At 48.8% G+C, this 15,201-nt stretch carries 16 protein-coding genes; 2 read left to right on the top strand and 14 right to left on the bottom strand.

The window, feature by feature from the left end; all coding sequences use genetic code 11:
• Position 1 precedes the first annotated feature (1 nt).
• From KBW69_RS10430 to KBW69_RS10375, 12 genes are all read right to left on the bottom strand, one after another.
• Positions 2-427, bottom strand: coding sequence for a Spy/CpxP family protein refolding chaperone (locus KBW69_RS10430; RefSeq protein ID WP_257280842.1), 426 nt, complete (start codon positions 425-427; stop codon positions 2-4).
• A 162-nt stretch (positions 428-589) separates the two neighbouring features.
• Complete coding sequence (gene tal / locus KBW69_RS10425) at positions 590-1,540, bottom strand: transaldolase (protein WP_257255562.1); 951 nt, start codon at positions 1,538-1,540, stop codon at positions 590-592.
• A gap of 131 nt (positions 1,541-1,671) precedes the next feature.
• Positions 1,672-2,688, bottom strand: a complete 1,017-nt coding sequence (locus KBW69_RS10420) for a LacI family DNA-binding transcriptional regulator (protein WP_257255563.1) — start codon at positions 2,686-2,688, stop codon at positions 1,672-1,674.
• A 12-nt stretch (positions 2,689-2,700) separates the two neighbouring features.
• Positions 2,701-3,663: a ribokinase gene (gene rbsK / locus KBW69_RS10415; RefSeq protein ID WP_257255564.1), complete on the bottom strand. Its 963-nt coding sequence runs from the start codon at positions 3,661-3,663 to the stop codon at positions 2,701-2,703.
• 62 nt (positions 3,664-3,725) lie between these two features.
• Positions 3,726-4,658: a ribose ABC transporter substrate-binding protein RbsB gene (gene rbsB, locus KBW69_RS10410; RefSeq protein WP_257280841.1), complete on the bottom strand. Its 933-nt coding sequence runs from the start codon at positions 4,656-4,658 to the stop codon at positions 3,726-3,728.
• A gap of 91 nt (positions 4,659-4,749) precedes the next feature.
• Positions 4,750-5,781, bottom strand: coding sequence for a ribose ABC transporter permease (rbsC, locus tag KBW69_RS10405; RefSeq protein ID WP_257280840.1), 1,032 nt, complete (start codon positions 5,779-5,781; stop codon positions 4,750-4,752).
• Between the two features lie 11 nt (positions 5,782-5,792).
• Positions 5,793-7,301 carry a ribose ABC transporter ATP-binding protein RbsA gene (gene rbsA, locus KBW69_RS10400; RefSeq protein ID WP_257255644.1) on the bottom strand — a complete coding sequence of 503 codons (1,509 nt, stop codon included), beginning with the start codon at positions 7,299-7,301 and terminating at the stop codon, positions 5,793-5,795.
• Positions 7,302-7,418: 117 nt separating this feature from the next.
• The gene (gene rbsD / locus KBW69_RS10395; protein ID WP_257280839.1) at positions 7,419-7,859 is read right to left on the bottom strand and encodes a D-ribose pyranase; all 441 of its coding nucleotides are present in this window, start codon (positions 7,857-7,859) and stop codon (positions 7,419-7,421) included.
• A 269-nt stretch (positions 7,860-8,128) separates the two neighbouring features.
• Positions 8,129-9,004: an SMP-30/gluconolactonase/LRE family protein gene (locus tag KBW69_RS10390; RefSeq protein ID WP_257280838.1), complete on the bottom strand. Its 876-nt coding sequence runs from the start codon at positions 9,002-9,004 to the stop codon at positions 8,129-8,131.
• A 55-nt stretch (positions 9,005-9,059) separates the two neighbouring features.
• A complete protein-coding gene (locus tag KBW69_RS10385; RefSeq protein WP_257255572.1) occupies positions 9,060-9,623 on the bottom strand; it encodes a hypothetical protein in 564 nt (187 codons plus the stop codon).
• 270 nt (positions 9,624-9,893) lie between these two features.
• Positions 9,894-10,313 (bottom strand): YbaN family protein, encoded by a 420-nt coding sequence (locus KBW69_RS10380; RefSeq protein ID WP_257280837.1) that lies wholly within the window; start codon positions 10,311-10,313, stop codon positions 9,894-9,896.
• Between the two features lie 16 nt (positions 10,314-10,329).
• Complete coding sequence (locus KBW69_RS10375) at positions 10,330-10,710, bottom strand: hypothetical protein (RefSeq protein WP_257275586.1); 381 nt, start codon at positions 10,708-10,710, stop codon at positions 10,330-10,332.
• A 170-nt stretch (positions 10,711-10,880) separates the two neighbouring features.
• Here KBW69_RS10375 and KBW69_RS10370 point away from each other — a divergent pair, with 170 nt between their 5' ends.
• The gene (locus tag KBW69_RS10370) at positions 10,881-12,560 is read left to right on the top strand and encodes a hypothetical protein (RefSeq protein ID WP_257255380.1); all 1,680 of its coding nucleotides are present in this window, start codon (positions 10,881-10,883) and stop codon (positions 12,558-12,560) included.
• 34 nt (positions 12,561-12,594) lie between these two features.
• Positions 12,595-14,187: a PhoPQ-activated pathogenicity-related family protein gene (locus tag KBW69_RS10365; protein WP_257255379.1), complete on the top strand. Its 1,593-nt coding sequence runs from the start codon at positions 12,595-12,597 to the stop codon at positions 14,185-14,187.
• Here the strand turns inward: KBW69_RS10365 and KBW69_RS10360 are convergent.
• Positions 14,125-14,667 carry a disulfide bond formation protein B gene (locus KBW69_RS10360; protein ID WP_257255378.1) on the bottom strand — a complete coding sequence of 181 codons (543 nt, stop codon included), beginning with the start codon at positions 14,665-14,667 and terminating at the stop codon, positions 14,125-14,127. The two genes, KBW69_RS10365 and KBW69_RS10360, sit on opposite strands and share 63 nt — an antisense overlap.
• Positions 14,668-14,716: 49 nt before the next feature.
• The gene (locus KBW69_RS23770; protein WP_368736464.1) at positions 14,717-14,875 is read right to left on the bottom strand and encodes a DUF5993 family protein; all 159 of its coding nucleotides are present in this window, start codon (positions 14,873-14,875) and stop codon (positions 14,717-14,719) included.
• Positions 14,876-15,201 lie beyond the last annotated feature (326 nt).

Below are 15,201 nucleotides of genomic sequence, written 5' to 3'. Positions count from 1 at the left end.
TCTATTCAGACTTTTTCTGACCGCGGTATTCTTTCAGCCTATCCCGCATTTCCTTACGAAGTTCCCGATAGGTTTGCATCTGCTGATCGTTCAATACCGTCGCGAGTCTCTTATTGGTTTCATCCCTGTTTTTACGGAGCGCCCTGGCTTTACTTAGCCGATTCTCGTCGGAGGCCCGAATCTCTTTAATAACCGCCCTGCTCTCCTTCAGGATGGCTTCTACCTTGGGCTTTTGTTCGTCGGTGAGATTCAGTTTTTGCTCCAACTGGCCGTAGGCTTCATCCATATCCATGAGCGCTTCAGTCGAAGCCGCTTTTACTCCGACCGTGCAAAATACCAGCAGCACAAAAACCAGCCATAGGCTGGAAATTATGCTCCGTGATGACGAATAGTTGTCTGGAGGATAAAAAGGTGTCCCGGGTTTCATAGCAGCGCCTCCCAGTGAGTCTGTGAATCAGTGTGCCATACATAAAACGAAAGTTGCCTGCCATGCCAATATGGAAGACCCAAACTACTCCGGAAAGCCTGAACCAGATACCGAGTATTTCGATATCTGCTTAAGGTCTGATGTCGTTTTTTTCTGAAAGCATTACAGCCTGGATTCAACCAGTCGCTCCAACTTCACCTGATCCCTGGCAAAGTTACGAATACCCTCGGCCAGTTTTTCCGTGGCCATAGCATCCTCGTTCATAGCCCAGCGGAACGCCTGTTCGTTCAGTATCACTTTTTTATGACTGGAGGTTGCGTTCTCCGGAGACAGTTTCTGAACAACAGTCACTTCTGTTTTCTCCAGCTCATCCAGCAGGCCCGGGCCAATAGTCAGACAATCACAACCCGCCAGTTCAATAATCTCACCCGTGTTACGGAAGCTGGCACCCATGACCACCGTGTTATAGCCATGCTGCTTGTAGTAGTTGTATATGCGGGTCACAGAAACAACACCCGGATCTTCAGCCGCTTTAAAGTCACGACCTTCTGTTTTTTTGTGCCAGTCGAGAATACGGCCAACGAATGGAGAAATCAGGAATACACCGGCCTCAGCACTGGCCTGTGCCTGGGCAAAGCTGAACAGCAGAGTCAGATTGCAACGGATGCCTTCCTGTTCAAGTACCTTTGCAGCTTCAATACCTTCCCAGGTAGAGGCGATCTTGATCAGCAGACGCTCAGGGTCAGCGCCTTGCTCACGGTATAAGGCAACCAGCTCAAGAGCTTTGGCAATGGTCGCATCTTTATCAAAGGATAAACGAGCATCGACTTCTGTTGAGACAACACCCGGTACGACCTGCTGGACTTCCTTACCAATCGCTACGGCCAACCAATCACAGGCATGCCTGACTTGTGCCATTTTATCATCAGATTTGGATCTGCCGTGCTCCAGGGCATGGTTAAAAAGTGGCTCATAGGCAGGCAGCTCTGCCGCTTTCAGAATAAGGGATGGATTAGTCGTAGCATCCACGGGCCGGTATCGACGAATGGCTTCGATATCGCCGGTGTCTGCCACTACTTTTGTCATACCCTTGAGTTGCTCTAACTGATTCATTGGCCTCTCGATCCTCACTTTTTATTCTGGCAATCATTTTTCTTACAATAGTCAGGAACTATTCATCAGGAACTACTCAGGATTGTATCTGTATTCATGACTGTCTGAATGAAAAAACTTATAGTCCGGATTTACAGCGTTGATTTAACAGACTGACGTTCAACCAATGTTGAACGCAGCGTTTTTACCTCAGGCTTTTGACCCGGGTTTTCTATACGTGCAATCAGTGTATCCGCAGCCAGCCTGCCCAGCTCAGCCTTAGGCTGATGAATCGTGGTCAATGGCGGCGATGTATACGACGCAAGTTCAATATCATCATACCCTATCACGGATATATCATCCGGAATCCTGTAACCCCGGGTCTGAAGTGCACATATTACCCCCATGGCCATCAGATCATTGCCGACAAACAGGGCCGATGGTGGCTGCTGGCCAGCATCCAGGTCATCCAGCAGACGATTGGCTGCCAAAAAACCACTCTCTGCTGTCAAACGCCCTTCAACAACCCAGCCACTCCCGGCCGGTATCCCAAACTCTTCCAACGCCCTATGATAACCTGCCAGTCGCTGTGAACTCGGCGATAACTTTGTCGGACCACTAATACAGGCAATAGAGCGATGCCCTTTTTCCAGAAGGTGACGGGTTGCTTCGTAACCGCCCTGCTCCGGATCTTCCATAATGACATCGGCTTCCAGACCCGGAGCCGGAGAGTCCAGGATAAGCAGAGGCCATTGGCAACGCTCACTCAGCATTTCAAAAAAACCCGGGGCACTGTGAGCGGACATCACCAGCAGGCCATCAATGCGCTTTTCTTCCAGAGTCCGCAAATAAGATGCCTGTTTATCCAGATTGTCGTCGGAGTTACACAGAACCAGATGATAGCCCCGCTCATAACAGGTGGCTTCAACACCATGAATCACTTCGGCAAAAAACGGGTTGGCATTGGATCCCGTGAGCATACCGATGGTGTAGGTTTTATTCGTTTTTAAACTGCGGGCAACAGCACTGGGCTTATAGTTCAATGCTATAACCGCCTTTCTGACCCGGAATGCCTTATCTTCACTGACAAACCGGGTACCGTTCAGAACATGAGAGACCGTTGAGATGGAAACTCCTGCCTGCTTTGCAACATCCTTGATCGTTGCCATAGCGCCGTTCTCTTACCGTTCTGCCACAATCTGTTGTACTTCTGAGCAATGCGCAATGCGTTCTGCCAGAAGTTGTTCTACTTCATCCCTTCCCGGGATAGATGTCTGCGCACCACTGCGAGTCACAGAAATGCCTGCTGCGGCGTTGGCAAAAAGTGCAGCACTGTCTATATCCAATCCTTCAGCCAGCTTCACTAGCAGTGCACCATTAAACGTATCGCCTGCAGCGGTGGTGTCGGTTGCTGATACTTCAAAACCGGGAACCATTCGGGCACCCGTCTGATCAGAAATCAGCGCACCCATTCTTCCCATAGTGATAACAACCGTTGAAATTCCCTTGTCATGGAGCACTGAGGCAGCCTGACAGGCACTTTCCGGATCATTGACAGCGACACCTGTCAGCAGTTCTGCTTCTGTCTGATTGGGCGTGATTGTATCAACGTTGGCCAACAGTTCATCAGACAATGGACGTGCGGGTGCCGGGTTGATAACAACAGTAACACCGTTGCTGCGCGCCACTTTTGCAGCCTCGAGAATAGAAGCTTGCGGGGTTTCCAACTGCATGAGCAGGTAGTCAGCACCGGCAATCCCGGCTTTCTTATCCAGAACCCGCTCAGGGGTTAATGCTGCATTAGCTTCAGCAGCAATACCAATGCAATTTTCTGCACGCCCATCGACAAAAATCAAGGCGACACCGGTATTTAAGCCTTCCACCTGTTCAATCAGGGAAGTATCAATACCATCTTCTGCGAACTTGTCGACAATTTCATGACCAAAAGCATCTTGTCCTACACAGGCAAGAAAGCGGGTGTTGCCGCCCAGTCTGGCACTCGCTACTGCCTGATTGGCACCTTTACCACCGGGAATAACATCGTAGCGACTGCCAGTGACAGTTTCACCGGGACGGGGAAAAGACTCTACTTTCAGTACATGGTCTGCATTCACACTGCCAAGAACAAGAATCTGTTTGGTCATGAATCTATCTCTATCTTCGCTTCTATGATCAGTCCAAAGGTCTGGTCATACTCATTATCGGCTCAGGGCTGCTTAGTAATCAGTTTCAGCTCAACCGGTGTATAGACTGCCACCTCTTCGCCCTTGATAGCTTTATCCGCAGTTTCCACACCCATTTCACCAATCATGGATGCCTGCTGGGCAATAGTGGTAGCCAGACCACCGTCCTGAACAGACTGGATCCCTTCATCCGTACCATCAAAACCTACGACGATGACGTCTTTTTTCGCAGCTTGTACGGCCTTCAGGGCACCCAATGCCATTTCATCGTTCTGGGCAAAAATGGCTTTAACATCCGGATGAGCCTGTAGCAGGTTTTCGGTAACGTTCAGAGCTTTGGTACGGTCGAAGTTGGCTGGCTGACTGGCCACCAGCTCCAGGTTAGTGCCCTTGATGGCTTTCATGAAACCTTCACCACGCTCACGAGCAGCGGACGTGCCCGGTACACCTTCCAGCTGAATCACCTGACCCTCTCCGCCTAGCTTACTGGCAATAAATTCACCGGCCATCTCACCACCGGCAATGTTGTCGGAAGCCACATGAGACACCACATTGCCGCCATTAGCCCCACGATCGAGAGTAACTACCGGAATTTCAGCACGGTTGGCAGCACGCACAGAGTTAGCTGCAGCGTCTGAATCAGTAGGGTTCAGAAGGATGGCATCAACACCACGCACCGTCAGATCTTCAGTATTGGTCATTTCCTTTGCAGAATCATTCTGGGAATCCAGAATCACCAAGTCATAGCCCAGCTCCTGAGCTTTTTTCTCAACCCCTTCTTTCAGGGTGACAAAGAAAGGGTTGTTCAGGGTAGACACCACCAGCGCCATCGATTTCTGACCGGAAGCGTCAGAGGATTCAGTACCCGTAGTGCCTTCTTCAGGCTTGCTGCAACCTGTCAGAGCCAGACCTGCAGCCAGGGCAATGGCTAATGTTTTTTTCATGGAGAAAATCATGGAGAACAACCTCGTGGTCGATTGTTTGGCCGGTTTATTCCGGCCTTATATTGGCAGACGGCCACTTCCACGACGGAAAGTAGCGTTGTTCTTAAGACTGTCTGGAGGAACGAGTGTCTACCAGGACAGCCAGAAGGATAACGAGAGCCTTGGCAATCAACTGGTAGTAGGAAGAAACATTGAGCAGGTTCAGGGCGTTGTTCAGGATACCGATGATCAGCACACCAACCAGAGTACCGGTGATCCGTCCCTTACCACCTGTCAGGCTGGTTCCACCCAGCACTACCGCAGCAATTGCATCCAGCTCGTAACTATTACCCGCTGTAGGCTGAGCCGAAGCCAGACGACTGGTGACAATCAATCCTGCCAGGGCGGAGAGACCGCCAGAAATGGAGTAAACAGCCAGTTTGATACGATCGACGTTGATACCGGACAGACGAGTAGCAGCTTCGTTACCACCCAGAGCATAGACGTAACGACCCAGTCGTGTGTGATTTAACACGAACCATGCTGCTAAAAAGGTGAATGCCATCAGGTAAATCGGGAAAGGAATAGCAAACAAGTAGCCACTGCCGATAAATGAGAACGCATCAGAAGCAGCACCGCTGCTGGCAGAGATGGGACGACCGTCGGTGAATACCATTGTGGCACCACGGAGCAGAGTCATTGTCGCCAGTGTTGCTATAAACGCCTGAACCCTTCCCTTGGCAATTATCAAACCACTCATGGCTCCCATGGCAGCACCAGCTGCGAGAGTCAGGGTCACCACCAGCATAATGTTGAAGTCCATGCCAATCAGGGTTGCCGCCAGAGCACCACTCAGTGCCAGAATGGAGCCAACGGCCAGGTCGATACCACTGGTCAGGATGACGAAGGTCATACCCACCGCAATGATGGCGTTAATAGAAGTCTGTCGCAGGATATTCAGCATATTGTTAGTGCTGAAAAAGCTGTCACTGATCATGGAGACCGCCACCATGAAGATCAGTAGGGCAATAACAGATTTGTACTCGAACAGAAAATCTTTATTGATGCGGAACTTACTAACGCTGCTCTTTACATGCTCAGGGCTGCCTGTAAGCCCAGGGCTGAGTGCACCTGACCGTAAGGTTTTTTCAGTCATAATATTTCCTCTTACGCTGCCTTACCAACGGCACAACGCATCAATTTTTCCTGGGTGGCTTCCTGACGATCAAATTCACCGGTAATTTTTCCTTCATGCATCACCAGAACCCGGTCACTCATGCCAAGAACCTCCGGCATGTCAGACGACACCAGCAAAATACTCATGCCCTTATTCTTGAATTCGTTGATTAACTGGTAGATTTCTTTCTTGGCACCAACATCAACGCCACGGGTAGGCTCGTCCAGGATCAGCACTCTTGGATTGATCATCAAACCCTTAGCGATGGCCACTTTTTGCTGGTTACCACCGCTGAGATTCTTGATCAGCTGTTTAGCCGAAGGGGTTTTGATATTGAAGGCTTTAATGAAGTGTTGAACCGAGTCCATCTCGCGGCTGCGATTAATCTTCCCGATAGCACTCTGGAATCGTTTCAGGCTGCAGAGACTCATGTTTTCAGACACCGAAAGCTCCAGCACCAGACCATCCCCTTTACGGTCTTCAGAGATATAGACAATCCCTGACTGCAAAGCTTCAGCCGGCGTTTTAATTTGCTTTGCTTCACCCGCTACCCGGATTTCGCCAGACTGGGCGGCATTCGCACCGTAAAGAGCTTTCATCAGTTCAGTTCGTCCTGCGCCCATCAGGCCTGAGATTCCAAGGATCTCACCTTCTTTCAGCTGGAAACTGATACCTTTAACACCCGGGGCAGAAAGATTTTTCACCTCCAGCGCCAGGGCACCGGTTTCTACTTCAATGCGGGGATACTGTTCTTCAAGGGAGCGACCTACCATCTGTTCGATGATGTCGTCCTCAGTCAGCTGATATACCGGCGTTTCAGCAATAAAACGACCATCCCTCATGACGGTAGCGTCATCACAGATCTGGAAAATTTCCTGCAGACGGTGGGAGATATAAACGATGCCCTTACCTTCACTGCGCAGCTGGCGAATCACTTTGAACAGACTTTCAGTCTCTTTATCGGTTAGAGCATCTGTCGGCTCGTCCATTACAATCACCTGCGATGAAAACGACAGCGCCTTGGCAATTTCTACCATCTGCTGAACACCAATACTCAGCTTGCCCACTGGTGTTGAGGGATCAAACGGCACATCCAGCAGATCGAGCAGTTTCTGCGCTTCCTCACGCATGGTTTTCCAGTCAATTCTGCCGAATCGCCCCATAGGTTCACGACTCAGAAAAATATTCTCGGCAATAGACAATTCAGGAATCAGGTTCAGCTCCTGATGGATAATGCTGACACCGCGCTCCCGGGAATCTCTGGAACTCCTGAAAACCACGTCATCACCGTGGTACTTCAGCTGGCCTTCATCACACCTGTGGATACCCGTCATGACTTTCATGAGAGTTGACTTGCCGGCACCGTTTTCTCCCAAGAGTGCCATTACCCGGCCAGGATAAATATTTAAGCAGGCGCCATCCAGAGCCCGAACACCGGGAAATATCTTGATGACATCTTTCATCTGGAAAACAGGTTCAGATTTTGACTGGGTACTCACCACATCCTCCTAAAGACTGCTCACAACGACAATGCCATTTTCAGAGGTATGAAAGCGACGGCATTTCATGTTCATGCTCTTAATCGGCTCAAGGCTGTTAATCAGCTCAAGGCTGTTTTAAAAAGCAACGCCAGATTTCAGAATAACATTGGCATAGGGTGTGCATTCCCCGGTACGAACCACTGCCTTACTGAGGTCGGACTGGGCCTTGAAGGACTCATGAGTCGCCTGAACAACTTTCACAGGAGCCCCCTGTTCTTCTCCCAACCGTCGAATACGCTCAGCGAATTGTTGATACAACTCCGGACTGACCTGGGCAAACTCTTTGGCAATGATGATTTCTTCTACGACAGTTTCAGAAAAAACTACATCCAGAGTATCCAGAAAACCCGGAACACCATGGGTCAAAGCCAGATCAATTCGCTCAACACTGTCACCAATGGGCAGACCGCAATCGCAGACAGTCAACCCTTGCCCATGGCCCAGACTGGCAATGGCTCCGGAGAGCTGTGAATTGAGAAGTCTGGTCTTTTTCATGGTGGCCACCGTTCGTTGCATTAGCGAGCTTTTCTTCGCAGAAAGCTCATGGCTATCGGATATATATTGCTTGCCGATGATCAGGATGCAGAAAAACGTTTGCGCAAACGTTTTTCTCGCCGCCACTATAACGATTCGAATGTGGATTAAAATTGACATAGATCAATCAGAAACAAACCCTCACAGACAAAAACACGAATGGGTTATGGGAAATACTGATTCGATAGGACATGAACAGGCACGAAAACAGCGGTTATCAGAAAGGAAAAACACTTAAACAACTGTATTGGTTAAAGAGCAAATCGATTTTCTTTCAGGCCACTGATTTCAATCTCTATAGCAAAAATGGAGCCCGACTCAGGATACAACTCCAGCTCCTCATCAGAACAGGCCTGACGGCAACTGGTGATGTACAATGTTGAATAATCATCACCACCAAAAGCGACCATGGTTGGATATTTAACGGGTAAGCTTATGGTCTCCAAAAGGACCCCGCCGGGCGATAATCTGACAACTGCTCCGCCAGCGAAGAGTGCTGTCCAGTAACAACCTTCTTCATCGACAGCACAACCATCCGGACGTCCCTTTCCAGCGGGGAATCGATGAAACACCCTGCGATTGCTCAACTCAGCTCTTTCAAGATCAAAGTCGCAGGCGTAAATAATCTGCTCAGGTGAATCCGCATAGTAGATCGTTCGATTATCCGGACTGAAAGCGATGCCGTTACTGGTTAAAAATGGCCCTGCCTTTCTTTGGCAATCCAGCTGATTATTCAGCATGTAGATCCAGGCATCCGACTTGTCTTTCGGTGGATAAACAGATCCCACCCAGAACCTCCCCAAAGCATCGCAACGACCATCATTCAAGCGATTGTGAGGTTTATCAGACTCCGGGTCACAAATAGGAGTTATTCGACCCGACTCAATGGAATCCAGAAATACAAAGCCGGAACGCAAGGCCGCTACCAGCCCATGAGACGCCCTGAACACAAAACAGCCTATTTCTTCAGGCAGACTCAACGACTGCCGGGCGCCGGATTCTGGTTGCCAGCTGTTGAGAGACTTTCCGGTGATATCAACCCAGTAGAGGGTAGACGTGGGCTCATGCCAGCGGGGACATTCCCCTAAAAGAGTACCGGCATCAAGCACATTTTTGACGATTTTCATCGGAGTGAATAGTGAACCCGGTACCCAGAGCTTGCAAGTGAATTTACAAGAAATTTCAGGGATTCCGGGAGGTGTTCTGATGCATCATCTGGTTAACCCTGAGCTCCTGCAACAACAGTTCAATTTGAAATTGTTCCGCTTCAATCAGGGTTTTATAACGGACTACAACCGCATTCATCTGATCAGACAGGGTTCCCCTGGTATCCAGCTCAACATTGTCTGCAATAGACTTCAGTTGAGTATTGAGCTCTTTTTCCTGAACACTGTTGCGGGGCAGGCTCTTGTTCTCCAGGGTCTTTTTATTGATTTTTCCCTGAAGTTTTTTCAGCTCGCTCTGCATACGATTACGATAGGTCCGAATCCGCTTCTGCCTCAGAGCAATGCGATCTTCGATCATCTGGACGCGTAACTTTTCGTCCATCCCCCGCAACTTATCGATATCAAATGGCTCAAGCGGTGCCGCCAACCCCTTGAGCTCAATTGGTTTGGCATTGCTGTCACACTTCTCTTCTGTAAAGACCACATCGCCATTAACCTGACACTTGTAAATTGGCTTTGCGTATCCTGCAATCGGAATCAGCAAAATAGCGGCGCCAAGTACCCATTTTCTCAACTCCATGATAATGCCCTGACTTATTACTTCCCTTTACTATAGTCAGAGCCCTGATCAGGAACTGGCTACCAGAACGACCTGTTCCCCTCTTCTTAGAGGGTGTCGCTAAAGTAGCGAGCAAAGCTGTGACAAGGCAAAAAGTGGCGAAAAAGCGCAGTTTACAGCGAGTAAATGAGCATTTTGAGCCACTTTTTAACGCGGTATCAGCGAAGCGCAGCACTTTTGCGACACCCTCCTTGGCCGTGGCATGTTTTTGAAGGTCATTGTTACATTGACTCACTGTTGTTGATATCTGCGCATCAGTATCCAAAGATAAATGCTCACCGCCAGAGCAATCAGCCCCAACAACACTTTCAGAAAAACCTGAGGAACCAGCCAGACTGAAATCCCTATGCCCAGCCACAGGAGCGCCAGAGCCCGACACCCTATTTTGGGTGAGAGCGCCCTGTCATGCAGGTACTCTTTCAGGGCCGGACCAAACCTTGGATGCTCCAGCAACCACCGATTCAATTTGGGTGAAGACCGAACGCTGAGCCACACTGCCAGCAACAGAAACACGGTCGTTGGCATGAGGGGCAGCACGGCACCAATGATGCCGAGAACAATGCAAAGCAATGCCAATCCCTGATAGAAGATTCGCAATAACGGGTTTCTGACCAGAAGATTTTCTTCTTCTGTTGCCAGCTGACCAGCCAAATTGGGCCCTTTACACTTACTCAAACGTCGCTTCCTGAATAATCTTTACATAATCCAGCTCTGCCAGTTTTCTCAGAACTTCATAAAAATCCAGCTGATGGGTGTCACCAACTGCCAGATACTCTGCTGATCGGCACTGTATTTTTCCCGGCGACGCCCGGTAAACAACCAGCGTTGGATCAATCGCCATGACCTGATCAACGTACTCAATCTTGTCCGGAATACAGAATTCATAAGACACCGCTGTCAAGTTATCACCTGAGCCTCGCAGACCCTCCTTGTTGAGTTCATTGAGATCAAACTTAATTTTGGCCATATGCCCCGCTTTCCAGCCCAGCGTGGAGCAACCACCCAGTAACAGAACCAGCAGGAGTATAGCAGGGGCTTTTAATGTCATAAGCGAAACCTTGGAAGATAACTTGCGTGGCTATAGTAACTCTTTTTTCTGCTTCATGGTGGCTAATCAGGAAAGGATGCACACAGCTACAAGCAGACCTCACCCGAATCAGAAATGAGCACTTAAAATATATCTATACTGTAATCCTCAACAGTGACTATTGATCAATTATGACTTCAGATATTCTTCTTCGATTTGCTCTGGTGATGATGCTCTTAACTGCCAACACCAGTTTTTCATCCTCTGAGTATGAGATTTCCGGGTTTACCAAGGGCCATAAGCGAACCAGTGATTTCATGGAGAGTATTCGTAACAACCGTCCGGAACTTCAGGCGTTTATGAATCGACTGCCCAAAGGCGGCGATCTCCATCATCACCTGATGGGGGCCATCGAGCCCGAAGAAATCATTGATATCGCGATAGAACGAAAGTTTTGCATTTATAAGGACCATCACATGGCCCCGTGTGATTGCTGTGCACAGTCCGTGAGCGCATACGTCAGTAATGAAGAAAACCGTGCAGCTCTGATCAGGCAGCTAACGCTTGCCGACAGCAACGATACGCTTGAGATCCGTGACAAGCATTTCTTCGACTACTTTGCTATCGTGAAAGCCTTATTCGATGGAATAGATGCCCGTTTCATTTCACTTATACGTAAAAAGGCCGCTGTTGATGGACTTTCTTACATTGAATCAACTATCTACTGGAATGAAGCGAACGGGCCTGACAAGTTGTTTTCCCTCATCACCAACCTGCCCGCACCGGACCCGGACAGTTCCAAAAGTCTGGAAGACTTTCGTACCAGACTGAGTGCCCAGCCCGATTTTCAAACCCAGTTAAAGGCAGCTGCCAAAGAGGTAGCCGATGCCTTGAAAGATTCTGACGACCACTTGAACTGCTCTCATAGCCCCTCTCAACCTGCCTGTTCTGTCACCGTTCGGTTTCTACACGAAATTCACCGGACCGATCCCCTGCCCCGGGTTTACGCCCAGATGATCTTTGCCTTTGAACTGGCTCAATTGAGTCTCTCTGGCAGCGATCCTCAAGTGCTGGGCATCAACATAGACGGCGCTGAAAATAATGATACGGCACTGAACGATTACCTCAGCCATATGAAAATGCTGAGTTTTCTTAAAAACCACAAAAAATACCCTCTGGTGAAAGAGCATATTAGCCTGCATGCAGGAGAACTGGTCAAAGCCACAGTCGAAGATTTTTACTACCGAACCACCTTGGCAGACGCTATTAATATCGTTCAGCCCAAACGCATAGGCCACGGGATCAGCCTAATGGCACAGGACTGCCTGAAGCAGTCCAGCTCCGGCAATGAAGAATACGTCAACTGCAGTGCTGAGCTGCTCAAAACCATGCTGGATAATGACATTGCTGTTGAAATTCCTTTCACCAGCGACCAGCGATTGAATGATATCGGGCCCAACAGCGGACACCCCTTTCCTGTTTATGTCAATAGCAATGTTGCAGTGGCGCTGGCTACTGACGATCCGGGGATTCTAAAAGTCGATTTGACCAGTCAGTTTGTAGAAGCCGTCTATGGCTTCAGCCCTAATCAATCCAGCGACGGCGCTCTCCTGTCCTTTGATCAGATTATTGAGTTCGCACGCAACAGTCTGGAGTACAGTTTTCTGCCCGGTCAGAGCCTTTGGGTAAAGGCTGAAGACCACACTCGATATCAAAAAAGAGTTTCGGCCTGCCTGAATCTTGATTCAGAAGCCTGCAATAAGTTTGTCGGCAGTAATACCAAGGCGAGACTCCAGAGAGATCATGAATTAAAGCTGAAAGACTTCATGTTAACGCTGGCAGCAGGAAGCCCTGATTTAACACCCCTGTGAACTGCCATGAAATTGCAAAAAAAAGAGTAACAAAATGGCAAAAGAACAAGAATTCGTCTCCAGTTTTCAGGCTGGCTTACTGGCATTGTTCTGCTTATGCCTGATGCTTCTGAAGCATCAGGCTCATGCCAGAGATCACCTGAAAGTCTCTCCTGACAACTGTAACCCCTCTTACCTTGGCAAACACTTTCGTGACGTACTGCCCTGTTACCTGAAACAAGAAGATAAGAATTATCAATGGAGTGCTGCAGCTGCGACTGAAGAGCGCGTCGAGCTGGATGGAAAGAAGCTGAAGGTCAAAGTCTACCCTGTCCGTATGAAGTCTCTGCGCTGGACTATCGGAGAACAGGATAAAGTCTCTGATCCGGTCTGGGAGCATCGGATCAAGGTGTATATACCGGAAAAAGTCAGCTCCACCACTGCTCTACTCTTTATCAATGGCGGCATCATCCATTGGCCCGAAGATCAGCCCGATAGAAACAAGAGGAGCACTGATGCCCTGCAATTTTCTCATATAGCCGCCAGAACCCGGTCGATCGTCGTTGATCTGAAAGACATTCCAAACCAGTTCTTGCGATTTGGTGATGGCAAACCGCTCAAGGAAGATGGCCTGATGGCCTATAGCTGGCAAAAGTTCATTGATAACCCGGGGAAAAACTATAACTGGCCACTCCGATTACCCATGGTCAGGGCTTCCATTCGGGCCATGGATACGATTCAGGCACTGATGAAAGAGAAGCACATTAAAATTGAGCATTTTGTATTAGCCGGAGGATCAAAACGAGGCTGGACAGTCTGGCTGACCGCAGCAATGGATAACAGAGTGTCAGCCATCATACCCATGGTCATCGATGTTCTTAATCTGCAAGAGAGTATGCGACACCACTTCAATAGTTACCAACGCTGGGCTCCGGCTGTCAAAGACTATTACTCTCTGATGCACACAATCGGCACCCAGCCTATGACTCAGCTAATGGAGGTGGTCGACCCCTATTCCTACCTCCCTCTGCTAACCATGCCGAAGTACATCATTAATGCCACCGGCGATGATTTTTTCTTACCCGACTCCAGCCGCTTTTACTTCGATGACCTGAAAGGCGAAAAATGGCTGAGATTCCTTCCAGACCTGAGGCATTACATTCTCAGAATGGATCAAACACTGGTGAGTGAAAGCATCGAATCCTTTTACGGAGCCATCATTAAAGATCGCCCCATGCCCAAGATCAGCTGGGATGTCTCTAAACTAAACCTGAAAGTCGAAGCCTCAATGCCTCCCAAAGCCATGAAACTGTGGACTGCAACAAATCCTGAAGCCAGAGATTTCCGAACCACTTCAGACAACCCAAAGGTCAGCCAGTTTAAATCTGAAACACTCACATTCCGTTGTCGTGAAAGCTGTCGGGCAGATGTCGCATTGAAAGCCCCCGAAAAAGGTTGGAAAGCCAGCTTTGTCGAGCTGATCTACCCTAACCCGCCCTATCGTGACCTGTCATTCACGACCCGGGTGTTTGTCACCCCAGATGTTTATCCCGAGGACAATCGCACTCCATCTCATGGCCAAAGCTCAGAGGATATAACGCACCGGATTGTCCGGGCACTGCTCAAGCCCGCACTCAAAGAAAATTGAAACGATATTAGCCACAGTCAGGAACACCAGAAGCGCAAAGGCAAAATGGGAAAACCATCTGATTTCGGGGTTTTTCGCTTCTGAGACTTCGTCCTCATAAGCGTGCAATTCAAACTGTCTGGAATAACCTATGACCAGTGCGATATATACGATTAAAGCAGAGCACAGAATATACAACCAAGTATACATATGCAGTCCCAGCAAAGCCGAACCATATCCTTGAGGATTGTTCACATGCAGTGCAATTTGCCTCAGAGCAATAAAGCTAGTCAAGACAGCCGCTAGCAGCGACAAACTGTAATGACCGGGTCGAACGTGGTACCTCATATTGAGCAGGAACCCTGAGGCTATCACTAAAATTCCCTGCCGCTGCAATATGCAGAGAGGACAGGGTAATTCGCCCATCACAAACTGAAACCAGAAAGCAGCAACCAGAAGAAGACAGATGACTATCAATTCAAAAACACTGGCAAACTTCACAAAATCATTGATCTCTCTGCATGAGTTCATGATTAGACCCGCCAAACTTCTAAAGATAAATTTCCAAGTGCTCAGAAATATGATGAATAAAAACCAATGCAATCAGAACAAGAGAAATGCTGAAGCAAACGATTCCCCACTTTCGATTGAACCAGGCAACCATCAACGCAAATAATATGAAGATAAAAGATAGCAAAGTGTAAGGCATTACCTGTACTCCCCAGCCTAACGAGATTGTTTCACAAACTTTTGCGACAACCCCCGACCATGAAAGCTTCATTAGAGCATAGCGTTAACATGTTTTATTTACAGGTTATTGACATCCTCCCCCACTGATTCAAGAAATCAGTGGGGGATTCCCATGGGGGCGCCTAGCCCAGGCTGCTACTTTCTCACGATTTCGCAGCGGTTCCTGCTTCGTCACAGGTTCCAACGAACCCGCTCCACAGGCTAACACGCCATGTCCTGACGCTAAGATATTCTTGGCAGCGTTAATGTCGGCATTTTCGGCATGACCACAAGCAACACATTTAA

Source organism: Endozoicomonas sp. ISHI1 (assembly GCF_024606225.1).
Lineage (GTDB): Bacteria > Pseudomonadota > Gammaproteobacteria > Pseudomonadales > Endozoicomonadaceae > Endozoicomonas_A.
The sequence above is the reverse complement of the archived record's forward strand: the minus strand, read 5'-3'. Positions and strand labels throughout refer to the sequence as shown.

Coding starts and splice junctions, on each gene's coding strand:
- KBW69_RS10430 (WP_257280842.1), bottom strand. CDS start 427: ATGAAACCCGGGACACCTTTTTATCCTCCAGACAACTATTCGTCATCA.
- tal (WP_257255562.1), bottom strand. CDS start 1,540: ATGAATCAGTTAGAGCAACTCAAGGGTATGACAAAAGTAGTGGCAGAC.
- KBW69_RS10420 (WP_257255563.1), bottom strand. CDS start 2,688: ATGGCAACGATCAAGGATGTTGCAAAGCAGGCAGGAGTTTCCATCTCA.
- rbsK (WP_257255564.1), bottom strand. CDS start 3,663: ATGACCAAACAGATTCTTGTTCTTGGCAGTGTGAATGCAGACCATGTA.
- rbsB (WP_257280841.1), bottom strand. CDS start 4,658: ATGATTTTCTCCATGAAAAAAACATTAGCCATTGCCCTGGCTGCAGGT.
- rbsC (WP_257280840.1), bottom strand. CDS start 5,781: ATGACTGAAAAAACCTTACGGTCAGGTGCACTCAGCCCTGGGCTTACA.
- rbsD (WP_257280839.1), bottom strand. CDS start 7,859: ATGCAACGAACGGTGGCCACCATGAAAAAGACCAGACTTCTCAATTCA.
- KBW69_RS10390 (WP_257280838.1), bottom strand. CDS start 9,004: ATGAAAATCGTCAAAAATGTGCTTGATGCCGGTACTCTTTTAGGGGAA.
- KBW69_RS10385 (WP_257255572.1), bottom strand. CDS start 9,623: ATGGAGTTGAGAAAATGGGTACTTGGCGCCGCTATTTTGCTGATTCCG.
- KBW69_RS10375 (WP_257275586.1), bottom strand. CDS start 10,710: ATGACATTAAAAGCCCCTGCTATACTCCTGCTGGTTCTGTTACTGGGT.
- KBW69_RS10370 (WP_257255380.1), top strand. CDS start 10,881: ATGACTTCAGATATTCTTCTTCGATTTGCTCTGGTGATGATGCTCTTA.
- KBW69_RS10365 (WP_257255379.1), top strand. CDS start 12,595: ATGGCAAAAGAACAAGAATTCGTCTCCAGTTTTCAGGCTGGCTTACTG.
- KBW69_RS23770 (WP_368736464.1), bottom strand. CDS start 14,875: ATGCCTTACACTTTGCTATCTTTTATCTTCATATTATTTGCGTTGATG.